The sequence below is a fragment of the Paenibacillus sp. NPDC058177 genome (assembly GCF_042883835.1).
GTDB lineage: Bacteria > Bacillota > Bacilli > Paenibacillales > Paenibacillaceae > Paenibacillus_AQ > Paenibacillus_AQ agri.
In genome coordinates, this window is record NZ_JBHVVB010000003.1 from 32,300 (window position 1) to 59,293 (window position 26,994).

Annotated in this window: 22 protein-coding genes, 1 pseudogene and 1 riboswitch; of the genes and pseudogenes, 2 read left to right on the plus strand and 21 right to left on the minus strand. The window is 48.7% G+C overall.

The features are described 5' to 3' along the window. Positions 1-740 precede the first annotated feature (740 nt). The 14 genes from ACFVU8_RS14310 to metA all read right to left on the minus strand — a co-directional run bounded on the left by ACFVU8_RS14310 (position 741) and on the right by metA (position 17,273). The gene (locus ACFVU8_RS14310; RefSeq protein ID WP_175374151.1) at positions 741-1,394 is read right to left on the minus strand and encodes a response regulator; all 654 of its coding nucleotides are present in this window, start codon (positions 1,392-1,394) and stop codon (positions 741-743) included. After that, on the minus strand, positions 1,391-2,473 hold the full coding sequence (locus ACFVU8_RS14315; protein ID WP_175374150.1) for a sensor histidine kinase: 1,083 nt from the start codon (positions 2,471-2,473) through the stop codon (positions 1,391-1,393). Before ACFVU8_RS14315 ends, ACFVU8_RS14310 begins: the two co-directional genes overlap by 4 nt. 4 nt (positions 2,474-2,477) lie before the next feature. Further along, positions 2,478-3,644, minus strand: coding sequence for a cell wall-active antibiotics response protein LiaF (gene liaF / locus ACFVU8_RS14320; RefSeq protein WP_387428050.1), 1,167 nt, complete (start codon positions 3,642-3,644; stop codon positions 2,478-2,480). Positions 3,645-3,811: 167 nt separating this feature from the next. Further along, on the minus strand, positions 3,812-5,710 hold the full coding sequence (locus ACFVU8_RS14325; RefSeq protein WP_387428052.1) for a methyl-accepting chemotaxis protein: 1,899 nt from the start codon (positions 5,708-5,710) through the stop codon (positions 3,812-3,814). A 341-nt stretch (positions 5,711-6,051) separates the two neighbouring features. Then, entirely contained in the window at positions 6,052-6,198 is a 147-nt protein-coding gene (locus ACFVU8_RS14330; protein WP_175374065.1) for a hypothetical protein, read from the minus strand. A gap of 175 nt (positions 6,199-6,373) precedes the next feature. Further along, positions 6,374-7,114, minus strand: a complete 741-nt coding sequence (locus ACFVU8_RS14335; protein ID WP_246317449.1) for a 3D domain-containing protein — start codon at positions 7,112-7,114, stop codon at positions 6,374-6,376. Between the two features lie 343 nt (positions 7,115-7,457). Then, positions 7,458-9,398, minus strand: coding sequence for a threonine--tRNA ligase (gene thrS / locus ACFVU8_RS14340; RefSeq protein ID WP_387428053.1), 1,941 nt, complete (start codon positions 9,396-9,398; stop codon positions 7,458-7,460). A 500-nt stretch (positions 9,399-9,898) separates the two neighbouring features. Beyond that, entirely contained in the window at positions 9,899-10,069 is a 171-nt protein-coding gene (locus ACFVU8_RS14345) for a type II toxin-antitoxin system antitoxin (protein ID WP_066373934.1), read from the minus strand. Positions 10,070-10,081: 12 nt separating this feature from the next. After that, positions 10,082-10,924, minus strand: a complete 843-nt coding sequence (locus ACFVU8_RS14350; protein ID WP_379202724.1) for an SPFH domain-containing protein — start codon at positions 10,922-10,924, stop codon at positions 10,082-10,084. Between the two features lie 305 nt (positions 10,925-11,229). Continuing rightward, entirely contained in the window at positions 11,230-11,907 is a 678-nt protein-coding gene (locus ACFVU8_RS14355; protein WP_066373928.1) for a stalk domain-containing protein, read from the minus strand. Positions 11,908-12,536: 629 nt separating this feature from the next. Next, complete coding sequence (mqnC, locus tag ACFVU8_RS14360) at positions 12,537-13,673, minus strand: cyclic dehypoxanthinyl futalosine synthase (protein ID WP_175374145.1); 1,137 nt, start codon at positions 13,671-13,673, stop codon at positions 12,537-12,539. Between the two features lie 260 nt (positions 13,674-13,933). Further along, positions 13,934-15,112, minus strand: a complete 1,179-nt coding sequence (locus tag ACFVU8_RS14365; protein ID WP_175374144.1) for a trans-sulfuration enzyme family protein — start codon at positions 15,110-15,112, stop codon at positions 13,934-13,936. After that, entirely contained in the window at positions 15,112-16,305 is a 1,194-nt protein-coding gene (locus ACFVU8_RS14370; protein WP_387428054.1) for an aminotransferase class I/II-fold pyridoxal phosphate-dependent enzyme, read from the minus strand. Before ACFVU8_RS14370 ends, ACFVU8_RS14365 begins: the two co-directional genes overlap by 1 nt. Before the next feature lie 50 nt (positions 16,306-16,355). After that, positions 16,356-17,273 carry a homoserine O-acetyltransferase MetA gene (gene metA, locus ACFVU8_RS14375; RefSeq protein WP_066373917.1) on the minus strand — a complete coding sequence of 306 codons (918 nt, stop codon included), beginning with the start codon at positions 17,271-17,273 and terminating at the stop codon, positions 16,356-16,358. 113 nt (positions 17,274-17,386) lie between these two features. Further along, positions 17,387-17,517, minus strand: a riboswitch (SAM riboswitch). Positions 17,518-17,909: 392 nt separating this feature from the next. Here metA and corA point away from each other — a divergent pair. Beyond that, positions 17,910-18,845: a magnesium/cobalt transporter CorA gene (gene corA / locus ACFVU8_RS14380; RefSeq protein WP_066373916.1), complete on the plus strand. Its 936-nt coding sequence runs from the start codon at positions 17,910-17,912 to the stop codon at positions 18,843-18,845. An 84-nt stretch (positions 18,846-18,929) separates the two neighbouring features. Here the strand turns inward: corA and ACFVU8_RS14385 are convergent, their stop codons facing one another. From ACFVU8_RS14385 to ACFVU8_RS14395, 3 genes and pseudogenes are all read right to left on the minus strand, one after another. Then, complete coding sequence (locus ACFVU8_RS14385) at positions 18,930-19,955, minus strand: HRDC domain-containing protein (protein WP_387428757.1); 1,026 nt, start codon at positions 19,953-19,955, stop codon at positions 18,930-18,932. A gap of 250 nt (positions 19,956-20,205) precedes the next feature. Then, positions 20,206-21,090 carry an ROK family protein gene (locus ACFVU8_RS14390; RefSeq protein ID WP_379465032.1) on the minus strand — a complete coding sequence of 295 codons (885 nt, stop codon included), beginning with the start codon at positions 21,088-21,090 and terminating at the stop codon, positions 20,206-20,208. 558 nt (positions 21,091-21,648) lie between these two features. Beyond that, positions 21,649-21,847: pseudogene (locus ACFVU8_RS14395) on the minus strand (IS5-like element ISSoc13 family transposase); the annotation flags it as partial. Between ACFVU8_RS14395 and ACFVU8_RS14400 the strand changes: the two are divergent. Beyond that, on the plus strand, positions 21,846-22,037 hold the full coding sequence (locus ACFVU8_RS14400; protein ID WP_387428056.1) for a hypothetical protein: 192 nt from the start codon (positions 21,846-21,848) through the stop codon (positions 22,035-22,037). The pseudogene ACFVU8_RS14395 and the gene ACFVU8_RS14400 overlap by 2 nt on opposite strands. A 267-nt stretch (positions 22,038-22,304) precedes the next feature. Here ACFVU8_RS14400 and ACFVU8_RS14405 read toward each other — a convergent pair whose 3' ends face one another. From ACFVU8_RS14405 to ACFVU8_RS14420, 4 genes are all read right to left on the minus strand, one after another. After that, on the minus strand, positions 22,305-22,826 hold the full coding sequence (locus ACFVU8_RS14405) for a CcdC protein domain-containing protein (protein WP_387428057.1): 522 nt from the start codon (positions 22,824-22,826) through the stop codon (positions 22,305-22,307). A 208-nt stretch (positions 22,827-23,034) separates the two neighbouring features. Beyond that, positions 23,035-23,736, minus strand: coding sequence for a response regulator (locus ACFVU8_RS14410; RefSeq protein WP_379465035.1), 702 nt, complete (start codon positions 23,734-23,736; stop codon positions 23,035-23,037). Continuing rightward, positions 23,729-24,931, minus strand: coding sequence for a sensor histidine kinase (locus ACFVU8_RS14415; RefSeq protein WP_387428058.1), 1,203 nt, complete (start codon positions 24,929-24,931; stop codon positions 23,729-23,731). Before ACFVU8_RS14415 ends, ACFVU8_RS14410 begins: the two co-directional genes overlap by 8 nt. A 1,096-nt stretch (positions 24,932-26,027) precedes the next feature. Then, positions 26,028-26,993 (minus strand): DMT family transporter, encoded by a 966-nt coding sequence (locus ACFVU8_RS14420; RefSeq protein ID WP_379465037.1) that lies wholly within the window; start codon positions 26,991-26,993, stop codon positions 26,028-26,030. Between the last annotated feature and the right edge of the window lies 1 nt (position 26,994).

Below are 26,994 nucleotides of genomic sequence, written 5' to 3' on the forward strand. Positions count from 1 at the left end.
ACCCTGCGGGTGGAACATGATTTCAAAGGCGGCCGTAAACTTTGCGCCCTGATCCCCGCCCACTCACCCTCTACAGGGGAGTGGGCAAATAGTTCGGGCGCGGTTCCCAAGCGCCCGAACTATTGAATGGATAATTCAACTATAGACTTTTGTTGAACCAGTACATAACCAGTACTAATTAAGTATTGCTGAACCATTATAAGTTCATACCTAACAGAAAAAAGGCACTATAAATTGAATAAAAAATCCAACTTATAGTGCCCCTATTTTTGTGATCAATCTCTGACACAATGCAGAACGTATAAAAATAACAAACAAAGCCTAAACGTTACTCCGAAGTGTAATTAACGGCATTTCTGTACCTTAAATAGTCTGAAAATGGGAGATAGACGGAATTAAGTGCAATATTGTACGTTAATTCTTCCATCATAACCCTTTCAGAGTACCTTTTTCGAAATTAAGATACAAAAATGCCTCTATTTAGCTTATTTGTCTATATTAAAGAAAAATAAGGTACAAAAATGCTCTTAGTTGGGAAGATAGCGCCATTTCACTATTAAGAAGACCGGTTCAGAGGATAGGAGTTCTTTGAGCCAAAGCCCTAACTTTACTGAATAACGCCTGGTATTCTGTTTGAGTATGAACTACAACTTCAACATAAGTTCAGCACTTCTACTTTAATTTTGACCTGCCATAAGCTCAGCACTTCTACTTTTACTTTAACCTCAATACAACTTAAACTATCCCTGCGCCCAACCCTTCCGGTGAGCGTAAATGGCAAGCTGCGTGCGGTCATCCAGCTCGCACTTCATCAGCAGGTTGCTGACATGTGTCTTTACTGTCTTAATGCTGATATGCAGCTCCTCGCCAATATCCTTGTTGCTCTTGCCCTCGGCAATGAGCAGCAGCACTTCCTTTTCCCGCTCAGTGAGGCCGGAGGAATCCCCCTGCACGGTGCGCTGGCGGATACCACGTGTCAGCGCCTGTGACACATCACCGGTCATCACTGGCATGCCCCGATAAGCGCCCTGTAGTGCATAGATTAGCTCTTCGGCGGATACGGTCTTAAGGACATAGCTGACCGCGCCGGCTTCAATAGCATCTACAACCAGATCATCCTCCAGAAAACTGGTCAGGATGACGATTTTGAGCCCAGGAAACTCCGACAAGACAGCTCTGGTCGTCTCCGCCCCGTTCATAATCGGCATCATCAGGTCCATTAGCACAAGATCAGGAAGATCCTGTCCACCGCCGGCACGCAGCATCTCCAGCGCTTGCTGTCCATTAGAAGCTTCGCCAATGACCTCGAAGGTTGGCTCCAGCATAAGATAAGTTTTGAGGCCCATCCGAACCATATCATGATCATCCACCAGCAGTACTTTTATGGCGCTCATATCCCGTCCTCCTCTTCCCGATATTCAGTGCCGGAGACCTTCGGCAGTTGCCGTCCCTCATCACCCTGGATGAACTTGGGAATATGTACGCGAATGGTCGTTCCTGCACCTTTGCGGCTAATAATCTCCACCTGGCCGCCTAGCTTCTCCGCACGCTCGCGCATCGTGGTAAGCCCGTACGACCCTTGTTTTTGCTGAACATGCTCAAAACCCTGACCGTCGTCGCTGATGCTTAGCACAACCTGCCGGGGCCCTTCACGTAGTGACAGACTGACAAGACGCGCATCCGCATGCTTGACGATGTTCGCCATCGCCTCCTGAATAATCAGGAAGAGCTGATGCTCTATGGCTTCAGATAACTCTCCCTGCAGTTCAAGCTCCTTTATACCTTTTAGGCCATTCTGGCGACAGTAATCAGGAAACCATTTTTCCAGCGCTTCGAACAGGTTTCGTCCCTCCAGCTCTACCGGGCGTAATTGCGCGATCAGCGCACGCATCTGCTTCTGCGCCATTTGAGACATCGTAATCAACTGATCCATCACAGTCTGCCCATGCGCCTGGTTGCGTTCCAGCACTTTAGGCAGCGAAGAAGCGGACATATGGATCGCGAACAGCTGCTGGCTCACCGTATCATGCAAATCACGGGCCATCCGCCGTCGTTCCTCCAATACCGCACTCTCCGCTGCCTTTTCCTTCTCGATGACTTCCTGCTCCCCAAGACGCTGCAGAAGCTTCATCTTGTTCTCCACCGCATCCATCATCACATTAAATTCATGATACACTCTGGCAAAAGACTGATCGTCACTCTCCGGCATCCGTACAGACAGGTTACCTTTCGCTACCTGCAACATATTCAGATCCAGATGATCAATCCGGCGCTGAATACGTTGGACGGCCATATAGCCTACAATGACTGTGAACAATATTATTCCGAGTGTAAGATACAACCACATCCGATAGTCCACGACCTCAATATAACCAAGGCAGGTTCCCGCATACACCAGTCCGGCTGACACTCCGCCGCTGAGCAGAAAATAGAGCAACAACACCCATTTCGTATTATGAAGTATCGTTCCCATCTTCCTAGCCCACCGACTTCACTTTAACATCTCCGATAAAAGCACTGACGGTGATCCGGATTTTTTTGCCGCGTTCCTTATAATATGGCGTCTTGAACTGAACATTGCTCATGAACCCGCTACGAGATTCATCCAGCACTTGCATATCCCCGATGAAGGAGCTGCTGTTAACCGAAACGCCCAAATCCATATCATCGGGAATAAATACCTTAATGTCACCGACAAAGGCCGAGATGTTGATCTTGGTCTCTCCGTAGGCAATCTGCGCGTTGGTCAGATCAATGACGGTGTCGCCAATGAATTGCGAAATGTTCGTGTGCTTAAGTTGAAAATGGTCGCGGCCCATATGAATATCGCCGATAAAAGCTGAACGGTTTGTCGAATCTTTGCTGCCGTGATGGTGATGGTCATACTCCTCGTCCCATTCTCCATGTCTGCGAGCATGGCGTTCTTGGCGCTCCTGGTCTCTGTGGGCATGGCGTTCCTGGCGCTCCTGAAATCTGCGTGCATGACGTTCCTGACGGTCATAGTGTTTGTTCAAATGACGCTCATGCTTATCTTTCAAGCGGTCGAAGGCAGAATTGAAGCGAGGCCCATCCTCCTCGTCATCATTTTGCGGGTACTGATCCCAGTTTTTTCGTTCAGAAGAGGCCTTTGGGTCTTCAAAGGATGACGATCCAAAGGGCTTGCCGAATTTCTGCTCAAACTGTTCATCTAGTGTCGACTCCAGCGGCTGTGGAGGCTCTACATCGACCGTTTTCTTGCCTGGTGGGAAGAAATCCGGTGGCGATGGCGGCGGTGGTGGCACAGGAGGATCATTCCTGCGCGGTTTGAAAATAACATACAGCCCGCCGCCGATCAGCATCACCGGAATGAACATTTTGAAAAAATCACCGGCCGACAGGTAAAACCAACCCAGATTTCGTCCCAGGAAATAGACGCCTATCGCCAGAAAAAATAGTCCGCCAATTGCGGATGAACCTCTGGAGCTGTAATCGCCGGTGGACAGCAGACGCTGCAAGCCCAAAAAAATCAGAATGGCCGGCCAGAAGTTGGAGATTAGATACCCTATGCTAAAACTGGTATATCCCATCTGCCTCAGCAAAAACATGCCGCCGATAACGATGAGCACTAGCCCGCTCAGGATCTGGCTCGAAATTCTTCGTTTCATACTTGACTTCCCCCTTTTAAATGAATTTACATTCTTCGCTAACCTTATGACCTCAGTCTACAGGAAGACAAGGTCTTGGTACAGCGGCGGGAGAAGGAAAAGCATCTCAGCCTCAAGACCGAGGAATATGGGATTATATTACATCTAATTACAGGTTGTAGTTGATCTTAGTGAATCTTAAAACGGAGCACAAGCAGCCGCAGCTGCTCTGCCATCTGGCCTAAACCTACGGAAGAAGAGGTTATCTCCTCTGTAGACGCAAGCTGTTCCTCAGTAGCTGCTGAGACAGAATCCGTAATACCGGCAGATTCCTTAGAGATGCTCCGAATCTGTTCCATATGCTCTGTCACCCCCGCTACTTCATGGGTCATAGCTTCTACCGCCTTGGCAAGCTCTCCCAGGGTTGAAGCCGACTGGTTCACAGTTCCTGTAATCTCGGCAAAAGAATGGCCGGACAGACTGACCGCTTCGATTCCGCCGGACACTTTCTCCTTCGCATGCTGCATTTCCGTTGCCACTTCCTCAACATGCTGCTTGACTGCTTGTATCAATTCACTGATTCGGGAGGCGGATTCCTCCGAGTTAAAAGCCAGCTTCCGCACCTCATTGGCAACCACTGCGAACCCCCGGCCCAGCTCTCCGGCACGGGCTGCCTCAATGGAGGCGTTAAGTGCCAGCAGATTGGTCTGCCGGGAGATGCCGGTAATTACATCCACGATACTCCCAATCTCCGACGAGCGTTCCTCCAGTTTGAAGACAACCTCGTCAAGCCGCTCCACAGTCTCCTGCACACGGTGGATTTGTTGGACCGCCTGTTCTGCCGCTGCATTTCCATCTGTGGCCGCCGCAGAGGTCTGGATCATCCCGGCTGATACCTCCTGCATGCGGCTCGACAATATCCCAATTTCCGCTGCCATGTACTCCATACTCTGCGCTCCCTTTTGCACACGCTCGACCTGACGCTCGCTGCCCGTACACAGCGACTGTACCGCCACACTAACCTGTTCTATAGCCTGATTGGTCTGCTCTGCACCAGCGGCCAGCTCCTCAGCGGACGAAGATACCAAATCCGTCGTTTCCTGAACACCCATGATCATTGCTCTCAGATTATCAACCATGTTCTGAAAGCTACGGGCCACGTCTCCAAACTCATCCTTTCTTCGGGTATCCACATTTTCCGTCAGGTCACCTTTACTGATCCGCTCAGCAGCTGACTTGAGCTTGTTCAGAGGCCGAATGATGGTGCTGACAATAAACTGGCTAACAGTGATCATAATAATCAAAATGATGGCAATCGTAATATTCACTGTTTTCTTAATAGCCTCGGCACCCGCGTTCATCTCACTGACGTAGAGTGTCCCCCCTATTTTCCAGCCAGTCAGCTCGTTGGTCGTAAAGAACATTTCCTTCTCCCGGTCATCCAGCAAATACTCAAAGTTCCCACTCTTGTCGGCAAACATCTGCTCCGTGTAGCTGGCTCCACCTGGTTCAGCCGGTTTAAGGTTAGGATGCACCACTATCTTTTTGTTGCTGTCCAGCACGATGACATATCCTTCCTTGCCAATAGTAATGCTGGACTCCGTTCGGATCGCGTCAAGGTTCAGGGATACACCTAGCACTCCTGCTCCATTTGCAACCGCTTTCGACATAATGATCTCTGGGCTGCCTTTGGCATCCAGCACAACGGGAGTAAGGCTGATTTGACCAGGGTCTGCCAAGGCAGACTTGTACCAATCCTGTTCACGAGGATCATTGTTCAAACGTTCTGTCCCGCTGCCCTGGATGGTTGCACCCTCTGCGGTGCCTATGTATGCATTATTGATGTCTGGGTTCAGTCCCAGATATTGTTCCAGCATGGGGACCAGATTCTGAGCAGCCGGACCTTGCAGCGTAGAACCTTCCAGTGTCCTAGTGATGAAATCAACATCACTTTTTTTTGACTCGATGCTGTGACTGATAATTGAATTAACCGTCTCCACACTTTGTTGCGCACTACTCAGCATTTGCTGGCGCATATGGTTCCTGGAGCTTTGCGCAGCCATCGTACCAATGATCAGCGAGGGCACAATTACTACTCCAATGAAAGAGACCACTAATTTTACTCTCACAGTTAATCTAAAATGCCTCTTCTTCATACGGACAAAACCCTTTCTTCGCTTATTTTATATGTACTATACAAGAAGAACTTAAGATCCGAACGCAAGGCCTGGTCGTCACTATGGTGGAATGTTTGGGCTGGAAGAAAATATTTCTTTTTTATCAATATTAACACTTAAATTGGTTAAAATATACTTTTAAGGTTGAAAATTATCTTCCCTACAGATTTCATAATAAAAAGACTGCCCCCGGCAGCTTTATCGCTGATGAGGGCAGTCTGATTCTTCAGCAGAGGTCTGCTGTAAGATAATTATTGCTGCGGTTTTTGAACCGGCTTAGCAACAGATGTGTTGCTCTTGCTGTTTGCGCCGTCATTTTCAACCGCAAACTCAGCATTGTATTTTTCATTCGGTGTTTTATAGTTTTCTTGAACTTTTGGTTTCTTGGAGTTAGCCACGGAATTCACCTCCCTTTTTCTCCTCATGACATGGTTACACCAGGCCAGTGAGGTTGGTCCGGACGAGGCAATGAATCATTGCCCCAGTCCGTATTATGGGAAATGGCCGCATAGATTATGCATGGCCAAGTGAATTATATTTCAAACCGTGAAGCAGATGCCGCAGTTCTCAATGCTAGATGACTTCTTCCAGCAGATTTGGCGGAACGGAATTGTAAGTTTGGATCGCATGGCTGAGGTTCTTCAGCATAGCTTCTGTACATTTTCCATTACCCCGCTTGATCACATGCACCACCACTGTTTTTTTACCCCATTCCTTGTAGACCTGCTTGGTAGTGGCAAAATAAAGATCGATTTTCCGTCCCTTAATCGCAGAACCTGTATCTGCTACCACAGCATAGCCATAGTCAGGAACATAGAGGATGCTGCCTAGCGGGAGCACTTTAGGGTCCGCTGCTATCGTTGAAATCGTATTTTTGTCGCGGCGAACTTTAACACCAGAATATGTAATTCCATATTCCGGGTGCTTGGCGGTTTTCCCGGTCGATTCGTACCCTGCGGTATAACCCGTTGCTGTGACCTTCATTGACGTAATAATCTGCTCTCTTGCTGGTGCTGCTACAGGTACGGATGCGGGCGCCTTCGCTGGAGCCTCGCTACCCTTCTTCTGCGTTACGGGCGGCGTTGAAGCCTTAGGAACTTGTACAGCATCCCGCTGCGTAGGTGGTGCCGTTACCGGTGGTGTGTAGACTTCGTTCGAATATATTGTCGCACGGGCGGTCTGGATTCCAGGACTCAGACCGTCTGCTTGCACTGCCTTTTGCCGTGACTCCGGGTATATTCCGGCTACGCCCAGCAGAAGCGCTGCAGTGACGATTAAACACCAAAACCTCTGAAACATGCCCATTTTGTTCATAAGATAAACCTCCCCCTATTAGCGAAGGTTTCCCTATTCTCAAAATTTTATACGTAGGGAACAGTAAAACTGTCGCCCACGGGCATATATTCAGAGGTTTTTTATATAAGACGAACTTAAGATCCTAACGTAAGGCTGGGTCGTCACTACGGTGGAATGTTTGGACTTCCGGTCGCTGTTGTCTTCAGATTTCTTTGATTAAACTGCCTCTAGCAGTTGAAATCTGCTGACAAATGCGAGCGCTACGCTCCTACAGTTCCAAACTTTCCCCTTCGTTCCTTCTTGCTTTTTGTTACTTTCTTTTGTTCTTCTTATACTTGGTAGTTAGATTAGCTTGTTGATCTTAGGAAATAACACGATCAGCGATTTCCTGGGATAGCAGTTCAATGACTTCCTGAACCGGCTTGGCTCCAAGGTCACCTTCACCACGCTTGCGGACTGAGACGGAACCAGCATTCATCTCATTCTCACCCACAATGAACATGTAAGGCAGCTTCTCCAGCTGTGCTTCACGAATCTTGTAGCCCAGCTTCTCGTTGCGCAGGTCCGCAACGGCTGAAATTCCGCGGCGGCGAAGCTTATCGGTTACTTCGTTGGCATAGTCATCGAATGCAGTGGAGACCGGAATAACCTTAACCTGCTCAGGCGACAACCAGAGTGGCATGGAACCCGCAAAATTCTCCAACAGGAATGCGACAAAACGCTCCATCGTACCCAGAATACCACGGTGCAATACTACCGGACGGTGCTTCTGGCCATCATCGCCAATATACTCCAATTCAAAGCGTTCTGGCAGCAGGAAGTCAATTTGGACTGTGGATAATGTTTCTTCTTTGCCAAGCACAGTCTTGATTTGTACGTCGAGTTTCGGACCATAGAACGCCGCTTCGCCTTCAGCTTCGTAGAATGGCAGACCCGCTTCCTCTACAACTTCACGCAACATACGTTGAGCGGTGTCCCACATTTCATCATTGGCAAAATATTTCTCAGTATCCTTCGGATCACGGTAAGACAAGCGGAAACGGTAATCGTTGATGCCGAAATCCTTGTATACTTGCTGAATCAGCTCAATTACACGAATAAATTCGCCTTTGATTTGATCCAGACGACAGAAAATATGGGAGTCATTCAGGGTCATTGAACGCACACGGTGAAGACCAGTCAGAGCGCCAGACATCTCGTAGCGGTGCTGGATACCCAGCTCTGCGATACGGATCGGAAGGTCACGGTAGCTGTGCATAGAGCTCTTATAGATCATCATATGGTGCGGACAGTTCATCGGACGAAGAACGAACTCTTCGTTGTCGATAGTCATCTTAGGGAACATGTCTTCCTGATAGTGCTCCCAGTGGCCGGAGGTCTTGTACAAGTCTACGTTCCCCAGTACCGGAGTGTATACATGTTGGTAGCCCAAGCTGGCTTCCAGATCGACAATGTAACGCTCCAGAATGCTGCGCAGCTTGGCACCCTTAGGCAACCAAATTGGCAGACCTTGACCAACGAGCTGATTGAATGTGAAAATCTCCAGTTCTTTCCCTAGCTTGCGGTGATCGCGTTTCTTCGCTTCCTCAAGCAAGCGCAGGTGTTCATCCAGTTGAGCTTTCTTGATCCAGGCTGTACCGTATACACGTTGCAGCATCTTGTTCTTGGCGTCTCCACGCCAGTAAGCACCGGCTACGCTCATCAGCTTGAAGACTTTGATCTTGGACGTGGACGGTACGTGCGGACCACGGCACAGGTCGAAGAACTCGCCCTGCTCATAGATTGTAATAATGCTGTCCTCAGGCAGCGCCTGAATCAGTTCCAGCTTGTAAGGGTCACCCAGTTCTCCGAAAATATCGAGCGCTTCCTTGCGGCTGACCTCTTTGCGTACGATCGGCAGATTCTCGTTAATAATCCGCTCCATTTCCTTCTCAATCTTGAGCAGATCCTCAGGATTAAGCGGATGTTCCAAATCCATATCATAATAGAAGCCATCTTCAATAACCGGTCCAACGCCCAGCTTGACTTCTTTGGCTCCGAACAGACGTTTTGCCGCTTGAGCCATCAAATGCGCGGTACTGTGGCGCATCACTTCAAGACCTTCTGGCGAATCCAAAGTCACGATCTCTACCAGCGCCCCTTCCTGAAGCGGAGTCGACAAGTCGACGACGATTCCGTTCAATTTACCTGCAGCGGCGTTCTTACGAAGTCCGCTACTAATGGAAGCCGCCACATCATCGATGGTGCTGCCTTCCGCATATTCCCGGACTGAGCCGTCCGGTAACTTAATGCTTACTGCCATTATATTTCCTCCTCAAAAATCATTAGACCCGTAGGTCTTTTACTTGTACGGAACGAGATGTTCCTTGCAACAAAAAACACCCGTCCCGCAAAGGGACGAGTGATTGCACCCGTGGTTCCACCCAAATTCGATTCCTTCTCCTAACGCCAATGAAGTGGCTTTCGAGTACAGAATCCTTAGTCAGCATGGGAATAACGGCCATGAACCGGCGATTCTTACTGTCCCAAGTCTTGTCCACTAGATAGTTCCCGGGAGTTCATAACCGCAGCTACAAAGGGGTAAATCAAAAGCCGGATACCGGAGGAACTTGCAGCCATTGTTTCCTCTCTCTGAACGGTCCGAAGCGATTGTCCATTTCTTTGTCAAAGCTGTTCGCGTGAATTTACCAGTAAATTATAAATCGGACCTCCCCCGGCAGTCAAGCCAGAAGAAGTCCGATCCTTGTTATACATTGAAAATAACTATTGATGCTGCCAGTCGCCGCACTTCCCGAAGCAGAATCATTCTTCGCGGCGTTTCTTCTGGGGCAAGCGACCAGCACGCTTCAACGACTCACGCAGCAGATACTCGATGTGTCCGTTTACGCTGCGGAACTCCTCCCCTGCCCAGCGCTCCAGCGCTTCATGCAGCTCTGGATCAATCCGCAGCGGAAAGCTTTTCTTGGCCGCCATAATTATACCGCCTTAGTACAACGAGCCAGCGTTAATGACCGGGCTAGCTCCACGCTCGGACACAATCGCCACCATCAAATTATTGATCATCGCCGCTTTGCGTTCTTCATCCAGTTCTACCACGCCGCTCTCTTTAAGCTGCTTAATCGCCATATCTACCATGCCCACAGCACCTTCTACAATGATCTGCCGTGCGGACAGAATCGCCGACGCCTGTTGACGCTGAAGCATCGTGCTGGCAATTTCAGTCGAATAAGCCAAATGCGTTAGCCGTGCCTCAATGACTTCGACGCCAGAGATGGACAGGCGCTCTTGCAGTTCACTTGCCAACTCCTTGGCAATTTCATCGGCATTGGCCCGCAGGGACATTCCGGCTTCATTGAAGTTGTCATATGGATATTTGCTAGCTACATGACGCAGCGCTGTCTCGCTCTGTATCTCCACGAACTCCATGTATTTATCAACATCGAAGAGCGCCTTGGCAGAGTTGATTACTTTAAATACAATAACTGCTGCAATTTCAATCGGGTTCCCCTCGACATCATTCACCTTCAGTTTGGCGCTGTTGAAGTTACGAACCCGAAGCGAGACTGTCTTACGGCCACTGAACGGAATAACCGCCCATAGCCCGCTTGTAGATATCGTTCCAACATATTGCCCGAAAAATGTCACCACAACCGATTTGTTCGGTTGAACTACTGTAATACTGGTCAGCAGTACGCCTGCTGCTACGAACAAGATGACAGGCACAATAACATATTCCTGAGCGGCGCCGTATATTCCACCAGCCAAACAAAGAACTAGCAATGCAATAACCCAGAAACCGCTAACAGGGCGAAGAATTTTTTCCGTCATATAGACCCCTCCAACTAGATATTCATTTGATATTTAAATGATATCACTTTTGGATATGGATGTAAATTATTATTTCATCAGCCGTTCGCTAACCGCCATGCCAGTCTACAACTTTATTTTTCGAGTCTAATACTTTATTTTTTTCTGACACTCCGACGACACATCCCCTGTAAGCCCGTCCACATATAACGGATGATGGATTTAAATCTCTTCATTGCAAAAGGACGAGAAAAAATCAAATGTAATCTCACGTGAAAAGAAGCCCACTACGCCTATACGGGCATTGTGGGCTTCTCTGCTTAATCTTACTTGTAAATTGAAGTATCTAGCGGAATAATGAACCCGCCGTCAACAGCTTGTGTCACATTTATTGCGATGTTCTTTACTCCAGAGATATCTACCTCAATCGTCTGGAGATCACTATTAGGCGAAATCTTCTCTACTTTTTTAAGAAGCACATTCTTGTCATTATCCATAATTTCAAGAGACTCCACTTCCTTGCCGACCGCAGCGAATTGCAGAACAAGTTTCTGATATTTGCCGTTAGGGCTGAGCGCGGTATATTTAATATTGGAATTAGGTGCACTGTACAGCACTTCCTTATAATTCTTGCCGCCGTATTTGGTCAGTGCAGGGTCCTTGGTATGCAGACTGGTGTTAAAATCCTCCTGCTTCACGGGAACGCCTGCCTGCTGTTCGCCAATAATCACCTCTTTGGCTGTCCCGTCATAATTCACCGGAACATCCAGCAGCTCAGAAACAGATCGTACCGGAAGATACGTAGTTCCTTTATAAGTAATGGGAAGCACCGCTTTGCCATTGCCATCTTTGAGAGGGGTAATCTCCCCGTTCACTCTGATCTTTAAATCTCCGTTTAACAACGCTTTAATTTCTTGGAGATGCGAGCTCGCGAAAGCACCTGTGCCCATGCCCACTAAAAGTATCATGGTACCGCATAAAGTCGTAACAACCTTCTTCTTCATTTCTGTTTTCCTCCTCTTGGGATATCATCAATCCAGAAACACCAGAAACAACGGTTATTGAGAAATAATCTCTCCGAAAGATGAGGCTACATGCAGGTTTAGTTTCTGCGTTTTTGGAGTTGAAGATTTTACCACATTATATCACAAAGCCCAATGCTTCATTTCTATTTCTCCTTCTTCCAAGCTACTGATTCTATTGATTCAGATAAGATAAGAAATGATAAGTAATTCAACTCGAATTATTAACAAATGCTTGTCGTACACCATGTCGAAGCTCCATAAGGATCACGCAGGCTGTTTATTTCCCTACTTCTCTCATTCCGGCTGTTCACTCTTGTATAGAAAGGTAGAAAATGATTTCAGGGTTTTCAAATCCAAGCTGAAGGAAACAAAATAGGGACTTCTTCTGTGTATTATCATAACACGAAAAAAGCCACTCCCGGCAGTAGTCCATGAGTGCCTACTTCATATGCAATTGTATATGGCCGGAACTTTCTTTCACGATGGTTACCTTTCGAGTCTAATACTTTATTTTCTTCTGACAAAAAGACCGTAGACACATTCGATTTTCCCGAATGAATCTACGGTCTATATTTAGCCTCGAAACTCTAGACTAGCAGCCTCTCTGCCTAGTTCTGCATCACAAAATCATTGTCGATCTTCGCATTAGCATCATCGAATACCCGCAGGATATCGTAACGCGTGTTGCGTTGTGCCGGGATTTTGCCAGCTTCACGGATCAGTTGGGTAATGGACTCGATGTTAACTTTGTACGTAGCGCCCGCAGAGGACACAACGTTCTCTTCAATCATTGTGCTGCCGAAATCGTTGCAGCCATATTGCAGCGACAGCTTGCCGACTTCCGGCCCCATAGTTACCCAAGAAGATTGGAAGTTCTTGATGTTGTCTAGCACCAGACGGCTGATCGCTACTGTCTTCAGGTACTCTTCAGGTGTCTGTCTGTCCAGCTTCAGGTTGGTATTATCCGGCTGGAAGGTCCAGGAGATAAAGGCCAGGAAGCCTTCGGAGTCATACTTATTAGCAATGCACTCATCTTGAGCTTCACGCACTCGCAGCAAATGCAGTGCCCGCTCTTCCATAGTCTCGCCAAGGCCAATGACCATAGTCGCCGTCGTGTTCATACCGACTTTATGCGCGGTCTGCATAACGTCCATCCAGTCGCGCCAGGAGCCTTTAAGACGGCTGATTTTACGGCGTGTACGGTCATCGAGAATTTCGGCACCACCGCCTGGAAGTGAATCCAGTCCAGCCGCATGAATCTCGCGGATAACTTCTTCCAGTGACAGACCAGAGACTTCCTTCATCTTCATGATTTCAGCAGGCGAGAAGGAGTGCATCGTAATTTCCGGGAAGCGTTGCTTGATCCCACGCAGCAAATCGGTGTAGTAATTGAAAGGCAGATTAGGGTTCACGCCCCCCTGCATTAGAATTTCAGTCCCGTTGACAGCAATCGTCTCGGAAATTTTTTGGAAAATAAGTTCATCCGGTAGTACGTACCCCTCATCAGAGCCCGGTCTGCGGTAAAAGGCACAAAAACGGCAGTACACATCACACACATTCGTATAGTTAACATTGCGGCCAATGACGAAGGTCGCCATCGGGTCCGGATGCCAACGTTTCATAATAATGTCGGCAGCAGCGCCCATTTTCTCAATCTCGTTACTCTCGAACAATCTTACGGTATCCTCCAGCCCAAGCCGGTCTCCCCGCAGCGCTTTATCCAAGATCAGGTCTATCGCACTCATCGTTCGCAGCCTCCTTTAAAACCCATATCTTTATGGTATTTTCATAAAATTTATAAGACAATTGAATATGTTCGTTCCTTCATCGTAACACAATCCGGACCGCTTGAGAAATTTTTTTCACAAAGTCTAACGACCTTAACCATCTTTTGGAAAAGGCCTTCCTCCATGTAAAAAAACATACCATCCCCGCTCACAGAACCGTTTCTGAATTCAAAAAGGACAGCTTCGTCCGAAAACGAAACTGTCCGTCCTAACCTTAATTATTCTTCCGCAAGCGCCTGCTCCAGATCAACAATGAGATCCTCGATGGACTCTAGGCCGACCGAGAAGCGAAGCAGTCCGTCTGTAATACCGCGAGCCGCCCGAACCTCTGCCGGCATCGCCGCATGGGACATCAAAGCCGGGTAGGACAGGATGCTCTCCACTGCGCCAAGGCTGACCGCAACAAGCGGCAGCGTCACCTTGTTCAGCACACGCTTAGCCCGCTCACCGGAGCCAACATCGAACGAGACGACCGCGCCATAACCGCTGGATTGCGATTCATGGATCTCGCGTCCCGGATGATTTGCCAGTCCCGGGTAGAACACAGCCGTAATATCGCTGCGGGCGTCAAGCCAGGCCGCAAGCTTGGCTGCGCTGATCTCGCTATGCGCCATGCGCGCCTCGAGCGTCTTCATTCCGCGCATCAGCAACCAGCTTTCCTGCGGAGCCAGCACGGTGCCCAGACCGTTTTGCAGCATTTTGAGCTGCTTGCCAATCTCTGCGGTACGCGCTACGGCAAGACCAGCCAACACATCGCTGTGACCGCCAAGGAACTTCGTCGCACTGTGCAGGACAATATCCACGCCCTGTTCGATTGGACGTTGGTAATAAGGGGTCATGAACGTATTATCCAGGATAGTCAGAAGCTCATGACTCTTGGCCCATTCGCAGACAGCAGCAACATCCGTAATTTTCAGCGTCGGATTCGACGGAGTTTCCATATATACGGCTTTCGTGTTCGGCTGAAGCGCAGCTTTGACCTGCTCAAGATCCGTCATATCCACAAATGTGCTTTCAATGTTCAGACGGTTCAGGATGAGCGTCAATAGCCGGTATGTACCGCCATAGACATCCTCAGTAACGATCACATGATCACCGGAGGACAGCATCAGGAACGTGCTGGAGATAGCTGCCATGCCGGAGGCATAGGCGAAACCGCGCTCCCCGCCTTCCAGCAGAGCGATATAATCCTCAAGCGCCTGACGGGTCGGATTGCCTGACCGGCTATAGTCATGCAGCGGCGGATTATGAATATCCTCATGATGGAACGTCGAAGCCTGATAGATCGGCACACTGGAAGCGCCAGTGGCTTTGTCAATCTCGCTGCCAAAGTGCAGCAGACGGGTAGCGAATTTGAGATTATTCTTCTTATCTTTGTTCACGTTGTTATCACTCATTATGCCTGGCCTCCTTGTGCATCTGCTGTTTCAATCTCAATGCGTGCCTGTTCCAGTGCATGGCCAAGATCCGCGATCAGATCATCAATATGCTCTATGCCGACCGAGAAGCGCAGCAACCGGTCATCAACACCCACCGCATCACGGATTTCAACCGGAATATCGGCATGGGTCTGCACCGTAGGATAAGTCATTAGCGATTCTACACCACCAAGACTTTCGGCAAAAGCAATTAGACGGATGTGGCGAAGAATTGGCTCCACATATCTCGCATCCTTCACTTTGAAGGAGAAAATACCGGTATTTCCGGATGACTGACGGTTCTGGATCTCAAAGCCCGGATGCTCCGGCAGACCCGGATGGAAGACCTCAGCGATAGCCGAATGTCCTTTCAGATAATGAGCCAGTTCCAATGAATTGCTCTCATGACGCTCCATGCGTAATGCCAGCGTCTTCATACCTCTCATCAATTGGTAGCTGTCGGTTGGCCCCAACACTGCGCCGATGGAATTATGCAGAATCGCCATTTCAGCAGACAGCTCCGCTCCCTTGGTCACAATTAGACCTGCCAGCACGTCATTATGACCGCCCAAATATTTGGTAGCACTGTGGATAATGATATCGGCTCCGAGTTCCAGCGGACGCTGGAAGAATGGCGTCAGGAGCGTATTATCTACAATGGTAAGCAGTTCATGCGACTTGGCCCATGTACAGACAGCCTCTATATCCGTGATCATCATCAATGGATTGGTTGGTGTCTCGATCACAACGGCTTTCGTCTCCGGACGGCGAACCGATTCCAGCGCCTCTAGATCGTTGGTGTCCACATAAGAAGCACTGACTCCAAACTTGGACATGATCCGCTCCAGCAAGCGGTAAGTCCCGCCGTAGAGATCCAGTGATACGATCAGATGATCCCCTTGTTGGAAGAGGCTGAAGATCGTTTGCAACGCAGCCATACCGGAACTACAGGCAAAAGCTGCATCTCCGGATTCCAATTGTGCTGCTGCCGTTTCCAGTACAGAACGGGTCGGGCTTTTGGTGCGGCTATAGTCAAAGCCTGTACTTTGCCCCAGCTTCGGGTGGCGAAATGCCGTTGCATTATAGATAGGGAAGTTTACCGCTCCGGTGGCCGGGTCTTCCAGCGATCCGATTTGGGCAAGTCTGCTTTCAATCCTCAGTTTGTCGTCCATTCCTTATAACCTCCTAATAGTAAGTACACTGTTGCATGCTCATCTATAACTTAAATGATGGGACCAATATCATAGGGTGTTTCTTGGTATACATAGTAATTGAGCCAATTAGAGAACAATAAGTTAGCATGAGCGCGCCAAGTCGCCGGCGGAGTACGCTCCGGATCATCTTTTGGAAAATAGTTCTTCGGCAGCGCCATCTCCATACCCTTGGCAACATCACGGTCATACTCCCACTTCAGGGAAAGCGGATCGTATTCAGAGTGGCCAGTGACAAAAATTTGTCGGCCATCCTTGGTAGCCACCAGATAAATGCCCGCTTCCTCCGATTCGGCCAGGATTTGCAGATCCGGATTACTCTCGATATCTTCGCGGGACACATCCGTGTGACGGGAGTGCGGAACATAGAACAGTTCATCGAACCCGCGCAGCAGCTTTACATTATTATGGTTCAGTGTGTGAGGGAATACGCCAAAACATTTATCTGGCAATGCTTCCTTGCGCACACCGAAGTGATGATACAGTCCGGCTTGTGCAGCCCAACAGATATGCATAGTGGAAGTAACATTGTCTTTACTCCACTCAAAAATCTCTTTCAGCTCTTCCCAGTACGTTACGTCTTCAAAATCCATCTGCTCCACAGGAGCACCGGTTACAATAAGTCCGTCAAACCGGCGGTGGCTAATCTCATCGAAGGTCGTGTAGAAGCTGTTCAGATGCTCCGCCGACGTGTTCTTCGAAGTATGGGAACGGGGACGCAGCAGCACGATGTCCACCTGAAGAGGCGAGTTACCGATCAACCGGAGCAACTGGGTTTCCGTGGTTTCTTTAGTAGGCATCAAATTTAGAATGGCAAGGCGCAAGGGACGTATATCCTGATGAAACGCCTCGCTCTCGTCCATGATAAAAATATTTTCTCCCGACAATATCTCTTTCGCCGGCAGACTGTCTGGAATCTTAATTGGCATTTCTCGTCTTCACTCCTTGGTAATAGAATACCGCTTGGCGGCTGTTAACATTGGGTAAACAAAAAAGACCTTACTCTGAACGAGAAAGGTCATATTTATTCACATATGCGCCTCTCTCATCTGCCAGAAATCTTCACCGGGCATCTGCCCGCTTCAAAGTCTCCTGCAAGAATTAGCACCGTGCGTCTTCACGCCGGTTGCCGGGTTTCATCGGGCTAGTCCCTCCACCTGCTCTTGATAAGATTTAGCTGTATTCAGTTGAATTTTCTTAAAATTCACTTTAAATCATGAACCCACTTCTCGTCAAGTCCATACAATGCTGAAGAGCCTTGAAAATGACAAGAATTTTCCTTGAAAGAGGCATACCCCGGCGTTATACTAGACAAGGGTTTTAAACTGGACGACAAGATGAGGTGAGAGGATTATGGAGGGCGACCCGAGTTCGCAGCTCAATGTACAGAACGAACAACCACACAGGATTAACATCAGCTTGCCGGCGGCGGGAGCAGTTCTTCTTCATGCCCTCGAAACGTCATTTGCCGATTCACCTTGACATGACCCCGGCCAAGCTGATTTTTTCTCTGTGCTTTTATTAGCATGTCCCTGGAGAAGACAGGGATCGAAGGAGTGAATCAGATGAAAATCCGGCTGGTCAACGCAGGGGTTTTTACGCCTATTGATGATATTAATGAAACATTATCCCCTCCTGGTGAGGGATTTTATTGGATCGATGCTGATGTGGAGGATCTGGAACTCATCCAGCCCATGTTCAATCTGCATGATCTCGCCGTTGAGGATTGTCTCAGCGAAGAGGAGCAGCGTCCAAAAATTGAAATATACGAAAGTCACTACTTTATTGTAGTGAACAGCATCCGGTTTGATGATGAGGAGATTTTCCTGCGCGCACTTAACGTCTTCCTGGGAAGACATTTTATCATCACAGTGACGAAGCAGAAGATCAATGAACTACGTGTCCTCAAACCAATGCTGTGGGAGCAAGAAGTCAGCGAGCCGGATAAGTTTCTATATTTGCTCATTGACCTTGTAGTGGATAATTATTTTTCCGTCGGTGACCGGATTGAAGTCCGGATTGAGAAGCTGGAGGAAGATATCCTCATGCATACGAAGAAATCGCATCTTAGTGAAATCATCGGTCTGCGCAGTGAAATTCTGTGGCTCAAGAAAATGCTCGGTCCGCAGAAAGAAGTTATCAACACGTTGAACAAAAAGGATCTCCGGCTGATCGACGATCAGCTTCAGAAGTACTTCAGCGACATCTATGAGAATGCCGTCAAAATTTCCGAGACTTTTGAGACCTACCGTGATCTGATGGGCAACTTACGAGAAGCTTATCAGTCCAGTATCGCCAACCGTGCCAATGAAATCATGAGAGTTTTTACCGCGATTACAACTATATTCATGCCCCTGACTGTCATTACCGGCATCTACGGGATGAACTTTGACCATATGCCCGAGCTGCACAGCAAATATGGTTACTACACCGTAATTGGTCTGATGCTGACCCTCGGCTGCGGAATGCTCTATATCTTCCGTAAAAAAGACTGGCTATGAAGGATCATTAACGAAAGTACAAGACGAAGGAGTTCACACCCTGCGGGGTATGATTCCTTCGTCTTTTTGCTATGTAACGTGATGCTAAAAGCTCATCGCCGAATCAAGGCTTCCAGCCTGCTCCCGCCGGAACCGGATGCGAATCAGCCGCAGGCGTTCATAATGGATTTCCAGGCCTCCCGCAGCAGCAGGTGGTGCATCGCCATAGACCTTGTACAGTACCGGCTTCAGGAACAGGTCGCCAAACTCTTCATAGGCCTTCCAAACCGCCTGCTGCTCTTCATGCGCCATACTTCCAAGCTCATGCTGTATCAGTTTCTCCACAGAGTATCCGTCTTTCTCCAGTTCCTCCAGCGCTTCTAGCAGTTCTCTACGGCTGACTCCCGTCTCGTTCTTCAACTGCTCCAGTCCGAGACTACTCTCAATACCCTGAAGCAGAGTCCGATTCAGCCGCAGCCGCTCTAGCTGTCGCTTATACTTAAGCTCCTTCTGCTTATATAACCAGGAGGAGAATTCATCGTCCCCAATCTCCTCATAGACCCAATCCAGCGGAAAATTACGCTCTCTTGGGGCGGCAGAGGTTACTGCCAGCCAGTCTGCGCCATACTGAGCTGCCTTGGCTTCGCCGATGCCGGGAATTTGCAGCAGTTCTTCTGTCGTCTTCGGCAGAAAGGTACTAAGCAGGCGCAGTAGACGATTGCTCGCCAGCATGTAAGGAGCCTTGCGTTCACTGGATGCACGGCCCCGGCGCCAAGCGCATAGTTCATCATAGATACTCTCCTGACTGTAATGCTCACTGTAATACTGCAGCTTCAGCTGCTCCCGGCCCCGGCGGGGCAGTACCTCCTCTTCGTGCAAGCCGCCGTCAATCAATGGACGGTATCCGGCCCCCATCTTCACCGCCAATTCATGTCGGTATACACAGAGCATCTCATTCCATGATCCACCTTCATACCAAAGGCTGTCCGTACTCTCCTCGGCAGTATTTACCGAAAAATCACGCCAGCCCAGGCTCCACACACCCTCCTCCTCGCCGATCCATAACTGAGCGAACTCCTCTTCTTCCCGGCCAGCCAACCTCGACAAGCGGTTCATGAAAATTATCTGCATAACAATCCCATCCTTTCCCGTCTTACAGCAAGCATGTTGGAGACATCGGGGCAGCACTTTAACCGATGCTTCATACTCCCACATCCGGCCACCGTGCTGTTCTTCCTCTACGGAAAATACAAGCCATGCCCCAAACCACGCCAAAAAGCACCTCCTCCGCGATCAACGCGAAAGAGGTGCTTCCTCATGACGATGCTATACTGTTAAATCCTACAATACCATATATTACCGTACAGTCAATCCCTATTTCTTACTGCTCTCTGTCCAAGGCCAGCTTAGCAAGGCCGATCGCACCGGCCAAACCTGCATTGTCTCCTAACTGAGGCGGCACAACGTAGTTACCGATACCTTCATTCAGGGCCGGATGCTGCACATAGCCATTCAGCAGTTCCTGCAACTTCTTGTGGATCAACGGGAACAACTGACTTTGCTTCATAACCCCACCGCCCATAACGATCTTCTGCGGAGACAGAATCAGCACGTAATTCATCAGGGCATGCGCCAGATAGTGTGCCTCCATCTCCCATGCAGGATGATCGGCAGGCAATTCACCCGCAGGCTGGCCCCAGCGGCTACCAATGGCCGGACCAGCTGCCAGACCTTCCAGACAATCGCCATGATAAGGGCAGAAGCCCTCGTATTTGTCTTCTGGATGACGGCGGACGAGAATATGGCCCATCTCCGGGTGTGAGAGTCCATGAATCAGCTTGCCGCCCACCACTGCGCCAGCGCCGATGCCTGTTCCAACAGTAATATAGAGACAGCTGTCCAAACCACGCGCTGCACCCCACGTGTATTCACCAAGTGCTGCACCATTGACATCCGTATCAAAACCGATCGGCACATTAAAGTGCTCCGCCACAGTGCCGACAAGGTTATATTGCCCCCAGTGCGGCTTCGGTGTCGTGGTTATATATCCATAAGTAGGACTGCCGAGCACCGGATCAATCGGTCCAAACGAACCGATTCCGATCGACTCCACGCCTTTATCCTTGAAATAATTCAATACCTGCCCCATCGTCTCTTCCGGTGTTAATGTCGGAAAGCTGATCCGGTCAATAATATTGCCATCCTCTGTTCCGATCCCGCAGACAAACTTTGTTCCTCCTGCTTCTATCGCTCCCAGCAATTTCACTGCAAGTAATCCCCCTTCTCCATAAACAGCAGACCCGTATTGGCTGCCCATTATTAAAGCGCTCTCTAATCCACATTATACTTGGACTACAGGGATATAACAAGCGGTTGACACAACATAAAAAAACTCCTTTAAAGAGTCTTTTTTGAGTCTCGCCTGAAAGCTTTCCATTGGAAAAGCTAGCCCCGGAACATGGACTTTCGACAACAAGACCTATATCCATAACTATTCAAATCCAACGTTGTCACGAGAAGCGGTATATTCCCCCTCACCAGTCGTCTTAAAAGTGACAAAGAGGAGCCCCCTTCCCAACTAACGGCATTTTTGTACCTTATTTTTCTTCAATATAGGTTAATGAGGGAAATAAGGGCGTTTTTGTATCTTATTTTCCGAAAAAGCACACTGGTTGGGGTGTTTTTAAATATTTAAGGTACAATATTGCACTTAATCTCCACTAAACCCTGGTTGCAAAGAATTTAAGGTACGAAAATGCCGTTAATTTCTATTTATCTTTATTAGCACCTATTAGGGCGTGTCTGAAAATTAATTTCAATAGTGCTACTTCAACAAAATTATAGCGGAGGCGAGAAAAACAAAGCTCAAAAAATTTCGTGAGAGCTTGTCATAGCGTGTTGCAAATTCCACGAAATTGGTTGAGTTTGTTGAAAAAACATTCCACCACATGACGTTCTTTATAGCGGTGAAAATCATATAAATCACATGTCCGAGGATCTTTCATATTGGACTTGGGTGGGATGCAAAATTTAGAATTTGGGGCCTGGCTGCTTAGTAATCACGCTTCCTTCATTACAGGGGTCATCCTTCCGGTCGAAAACGGGCTATCGCATAAAAGCGGCTTTGCCACCCTTCCCGGTCAGACCTATTTCTGCCCCGTCAAGAATCCCGCACAGCGCAGGCTGCAAATCAAAATCGGAACGAATAGTTAGTTTTGAGGAGAATCCTAATGCTCGCTGCTACTGGGAAAATGGAGTAGATGCAAGCAGAAACGGCTTAGCCGTCCTCTAGGAGACGGCATCAGTTTCAGCGAGAAATATAAGAGCCATATATAACGTAAGACATATAAACTCTTATATTTTGAAGAAAACCCGCGTTAAGCGCGGGCTTTTGCTTTGCCACTATAGTGATGGTGATATAGAGTACACAGATACATACATGGTGCCGGAATTAACTGATACACTAACGGATTTCATTCCTCAGTTTAACACGCGCTTATCCTGGAGCTCCGCTCCGATTTTTACCCGCTTTACTTTAACAACTACACCGCCGATTCGAACCACTACCATGGCTATAGCCATCAGGACGAATGCCGGTGCAATTAAATTCAGGTCAAAATGATGCTGGACCGAATAAAGATAAGCCTTCTCCAGATGATGTGTTACCCATTCGATCAGTACAATACGCAGAATGAAAACAATTGCCATTACGGCAACGCTAGCAATACCGGTTGTTACATACGTTTTACCTTTGTCATCACGTTCGACACTGGCGAGGCCAATCAGCACGACGCCGATCAGAGCGCCGAACAGGATAGATGCTGCAAGAAGCCAGCCGTTGTTGCCGCCGGTCGGCACATCCTTCAGGTAAGTGGCGCCGAAGTATCCGAGGATGCCGACAGGAATGAGAAGACGAATGCCGTTAAAGGATTTGCGTCCGAAAGTGCTAAATACGATTACTGCAAAAGTGGCGATGATGGAAATCCAGGTACTAGTTGTCATTTATTGAGTTCCTCCTTGGTTGTTGTTTCGTTTTGGGATGTCCTCATCTTACCGGACTTAAGGAGGTACCGCGTCCATCGGTGGATCGATTCTGCTGTCCGCGCGAATCAATCTGCAGGTGGATAGACGAGTGAATGATTGTTTTAAATAGTCCTGTATCCATAAAAAAAAGAACCGGCATTTACCGGCCCTTGCTCATGAGAAATACCTACTTAACGATTCCATTGCGGATAGCGTAGACGACCGCCTGCGTACGATCCTGGACGTCAAATTTCTGCAGAATACGGTGGACATGCGTTTTGACTGTGCTTTCGCTGACAAACAGCTTCGCGGCAATTTCTTCGTTTCGCAGGCCGTAGGCCATCTGCTGGAGCACTTCTAGCTCACGGTTGGTAAAAGCCTGGATCAAAGACAAGTCTCCATCTGTGTCTCCTCCGTGTTCCGATGTTTCAACGCCGGCTTTCGCAGCGGCATCTGCCTGCAACTTCTGAAATACCTGCCCGATCAGCTTTGCAGCAAGTGCGGTCCGGAAGATGACCTCGCCTCGCAGCGTGGCGCGGATGGCCATCAGCAGCTCTTCCGGTTCCGTGTCCTTAAGAAGGTAGCCGATTCCTCCCGCACGAATCCCTTCATAAACATACTCTTCTGTATCGAACGTTGTCAGAATGACGATCCGGCAGTCCGGCTGCTGCGCCAGAATACGCCGGGTTGCTTCAATCCCGTCTAACTCTGGCATCTGCACATCCATGAGAATGAGATGCGGCATTGTCTCCTGCGCCAGTCTCACAGCATCGAGACCGTTGCCCGCTTCGCCGGCCACCTCCATGTCGGACTGTGCCTCAATAATATATTTTAGGCCCTGCCTAACGAGCGGTTGATCGTCCACCAGCAAAATACGCGCTTTATCCATACGTTTCTTTCTCCTTCAGTGCTGCCAGAGGCAACCAAATATTCATGCCGAAACCGTGTGGTTCCTGCGCTCCGATCTCACAACGTCCTCCCGCCTCCGAGCAGCGCTTGCGAATGCCATTCAACCCGAAGCCTTCATGCAAATCACTGCCAGATGCAAGCTCTCCGTCATCGCGGTAATGAAGCATTATTTCTTCTCCGCTCCGCTTTATAGAAACTTCAACCCGTTTCGCTTGCGCATGGCGGATGGTGTTTGTCAGCGCCTCCTGAAGACAGCGGTACAGCACGACGGCAGTATCTAGCGGCCAGATATCCTGATCTTCGCTTTCGTCCAGGTCCAGAGTAATGTCCAGATCAAATGATGATGTGGTCTGCTGCACCAGACTGCGTACCGAAACGGCTCCCGCTCCGGTCTCATCCACGCCCATATTGTGTACGACCGTGCGTACCTCCTGCAGACAGCTGCGTGCGACCCCTAGCACATTTTTCACGATTTCCGCCGACTTAGCTTCATCGTTTCTCAGCACGTAAGGCAAGGCCTGGAGCTGCACAATGACAGACGTCAGCCGGTGCCCGATACTGTCGTGAATATCCCTGGCGATCCGGCTCCGTTCTTCGAGCACCGCATAACGCAGCGACTGCAGCGTCGCCCGTTCAAGTTCCTCGTGCGCCCGCCGAAGCTGGTCATGCGTCTGCGCAAGTTCGGCGTGGACAACGGTTAGTTCCTCCGCATTACGACGCTGTTCTTCTGCATGCTCCATCCTTTCTATATCCCGCCCCCGATTGATCCGAACCGTGCGCATCAAAGCGTACAAACCGATATGAATGAACAGTTCCTGCCGAAGTAGCGACACCCATGTATAGTCTTGATCATAAACGAGCAGGACAAAGGTAATCATCAGGAAAGTCCCTGCTTCTAGTGCAGAAAGCAAGTCCGGCAGTTTGAGGGCAATAAAGCTGGTAAGAAACCCCTGCAGGATTAAGAGCAGGGAAAACTGATCCTTGAAGAAAAAACCGTAAGCGAGCGCCGCACCATATAGCAAGGCAAATACCAGAGACAGGGCGCGTAGCGAAGAGAGCTTAAAAACGGCGCCTAGCCCCGCGACATACAAGAGACATAGTCCGATCTCCGCCCACCGGGCTGCAGGCGCATCGGGAAGCCTTTGAATGCAGACATAGATCAGAGCAATACTCACGGCCATATAGCCCCTGTTATAGGACAAAGATTTCATCAGCAATTTCCCTTTCGGTACAGACTAAAAGCAATTTCTCTCAATTCTATCACAGCGGGCGAATGGTTACGCAGAGATTGTATCTGGCAAAACATCTTCGTTGTAACCCTACTTAATCAAAAAGATATCACTGCATTTAACTGCCCATTAAGCCCCTATATAATGTCGAGGATCACCTAGGGCCTGTCTGAAAACTTATTTCAATAGTGCAACAAAATTATAGCGGAGGCGAGAAAAACAAAGCTCAAAAATTTCGTAGTGGTGAAAATCACATGCCCAAGGATCTTTCGTATTGGACTTGGGCGGGATGCAAAACGTGGAATTTGGGATTCGATATTCGCTCGAATGTCCAGAGTTCCATAGGCTTTCTCGGCTAAAACAGCACTTTCGGACAACGTTACGCCTAACATGGCTACCGTACAGTCATTTATATTGCCAGCCGTTAAAAGTAAGCGAACCGGATGATCCAGCGCGTCCACTACGTCGTGGATTTTGGTATTTCGTCCACCACGGGAAAGTCCGATTTCTTGGTTCGTTTTTTCAGCCCCTTTTTAGCCCCTGCTGCGTGCTGATGCGCTTTACAGGAAGTGCTGTCTAGAGAGACATCCTGCAAGTCCGCATCGCTAGCCAAGGACTCAAATATCTTTTCAAAAGGTCTGCTTTGGTCTGCTTTGCTCCATAAACGGAATCGAGAGTACACGGTTTTTCAAGGACCAAATCATTCAGGTAAATCACGCCAAGGAGCGCCTGTTTTTACTTTCCACAGTATACCATTGAGCATGCCTCAATTCGATTTCGAGAGTCTGCCTTCCCCTGCGTTTTCGCTTATGAAGCAATATCTAGTTTTCAGACACGCCCTAGCATCTATTTGCACCTACTAATCTACGTTAATCTCTATTAATTCCTGTTAGTTACCTATTAATTTCCGTTAATTGCACTTCGATCCTTCTTCTATAAAGTCTCTTTTTTCTTGATTATGTTAGTTTTTAATGCGTTCTATATAGTGCAAAAAGAGCCGTCCCCAACCAAGTCAGATATAGGATCCACGCTGCTCTCAAATTCAAGACCCCGTTTCTTTTTTCACATTCAGCGGGATAATAGCCGTCCGTCGTTTCCACGGAAGCTTTCCGAAGTTGGTGCCAAGCACCCCAATAATAATCATAACTGTCCCGATGATATGAGCCACTGTCAATTCTTCGTGCAGAATCAAAGCTCCGGCGATAATAGAGATTAACGTGGACAGGTTATTGAAGACGCTGACCTTGGAAGCTTCCAGGCGACCTAGAGCATAGGTGGATAACATGTTGCTAATCACCGTAGACAGAATGCCCAGGTACAACAAAGCCAACAAATACTTGGAATCTGCGAACGGTTGGAAAAAGAGGTTCAGTGACCCTGCCGTTCCATGCCTGATCAGAGCTGCAGCCGCGAACAAAATAAAGCCCATAGCCATCGTAACAAAAGAGATTTCCAAAGGCGTGTACTTCCGCGTCAATGGCCGGGCCAGTACACTGAAACCTGCCATGCTTAGTGCCGACAGCACCAGCAGTACCAGTCCAACTACACTGCCTCCACTCCAGCCAGCGCCTCCCTTCATCGCGAAGATGAAAATAACACCTGATACAGATAGCAGGATGGACAGCTTCTGGATAAGGTTCGTCCGTTCTTTAAGAAAAAAAGCCGCAATCGGCGCGGTAAATAGCGGAACCATTGCCAGAATGATGCCGGCTTCCGACGAGGAAGCGCTCATTAGGCCAAAAGCCTGAAGCGCAAAGAACAGTACTGGAGACAGCAGTCCCAGCGGGAGTAGTCTGCGGACATCACTCCAAGTGAAACGTAGCCGGACCCAGCCGAAAAGAAACGGTACAGCCACCGCGATCCAGCCGATCGCGAAGCGATGCGCCAGCACATCCAGCGGATTGGCCTCGGTAACCGTCATTTTGACGAATAAAAAGGAAAAACCAATAATTGAGGCATAAAGAATAGCGGCCAGATAAGCCGACGTATTACTGTTTCTGGATTTCATA

What these genes read in the sequence shown, in the direction of transcription:
- ACFVU8_RS14310 (WP_175374151.1), bottom strand. Translation starts at nt 1,394, where the DNA reads ATGAGCGCCATAAAAGTACTGCTGGTGGATGATCATGATATGGTTCGG.
- ACFVU8_RS14315 (WP_175374150.1), bottom strand. Translation starts at nt 2,473, where the DNA reads ATGGGAACGATACTTCATAATACGAAATGGGTGTTGTTGCTCTATTTT.
- liaF (WP_387428050.1), bottom strand. Translation starts at nt 3,644, where the DNA reads ATGAAACGAAGAATTTCGAGCCAGATCCTGAGCGGGCTAGTGCTCATC.
- ACFVU8_RS14335 (WP_246317449.1), bottom strand. Translation starts at nt 7,114, where the DNA reads ATGAACAAAATGGGCATGTTTCAGAGGTTTTGGTGTTTAATCGTCACT.
- thrS (WP_387428053.1), bottom strand. Translation starts at nt 9,398, where the DNA reads ATGGCAGTAAGCATTAAGTTACCGGACGGCTCAGTCCGGGAATATGCG.
- ACFVU8_RS14345 (WP_066373934.1), bottom strand. Translation starts at nt 10,069, where the DNA reads ATGGCGGCCAAGAAAAGCTTTCCGCTGCGGATTGATCCAGAGCTGCAT.
- ACFVU8_RS14350 (WP_379202724.1), bottom strand. Translation starts at nt 10,924, where the DNA reads ATGACGGAAAAAATTCTTCGCCCTGTTAGCGGTTTCTGGGTTATTGCA.
- ACFVU8_RS14355 (WP_066373928.1), bottom strand. Translation starts at nt 11,907, where the DNA reads ATGAAGAAGAAGGTTGTTACGACTTTATGCGGTACCATGATACTTTTA.
- mqnC (WP_175374145.1), bottom strand. Translation starts at nt 13,673, where the DNA reads ATGAGTGCGATAGACCTGATCTTGGATAAAGCGCTGCGGGGAGACCGG.
- ACFVU8_RS14365 (WP_175374144.1), bottom strand. Translation starts at nt 15,112, where the DNA reads ATGAGTGATAACAACGTGAACAAAGATAAGAAGAATAATCTCAAATTC.
- ACFVU8_RS14370 (WP_387428054.1), bottom strand. Translation starts at nt 16,305, where the DNA reads ATGGACGACAAACTGAGGATTGAAAGCAGACTTGCCCAAATCGGATCG.
- metA (WP_066373917.1), bottom strand. Translation starts at nt 17,273, where the DNA reads ATGCCAATTAAGATTCCAGACAGTCTGCCGGCGAAAGAGATATTGTCG.
- corA (WP_066373916.1), top strand. Translation starts at nt 17,910, where the DNA reads ATGAAAATCCGGCTGGTCAACGCAGGGGTTTTTACGCCTATTGATGAT.
- ACFVU8_RS14385 (WP_387428757.1), bottom strand. Translation starts at nt 19,955, where the DNA reads ATGCAGATAATTTTCATGAACCGCTTGTCGAGGTTGGCTGGCCGGGAA.
- ACFVU8_RS14400 (WP_387428056.1), top strand. Translation starts at nt 21,846, where the DNA reads ATGCAAAATTTAGAATTTGGGGCCTGGCTGCTTAGTAATCACGCTTCC.
- ACFVU8_RS14405 (WP_387428057.1), bottom strand. Translation starts at nt 22,826, where the DNA reads ATGACAACTAGTACCTGGATTTCCATCATCGCCACTTTTGCAGTAATC.
- ACFVU8_RS14410 (WP_379465035.1), bottom strand. Translation starts at nt 23,736, where the DNA reads ATGGATAAAGCGCGTATTTTGCTGGTGGACGATCAACCGCTCGTTAGG.
- ACFVU8_RS14420 (WP_379465037.1), bottom strand. Translation starts at nt 26,993, where the DNA reads ATGAAATCCAGAAACAGTAATACGTCGGCTTATCTGGCCGCTATTCTT.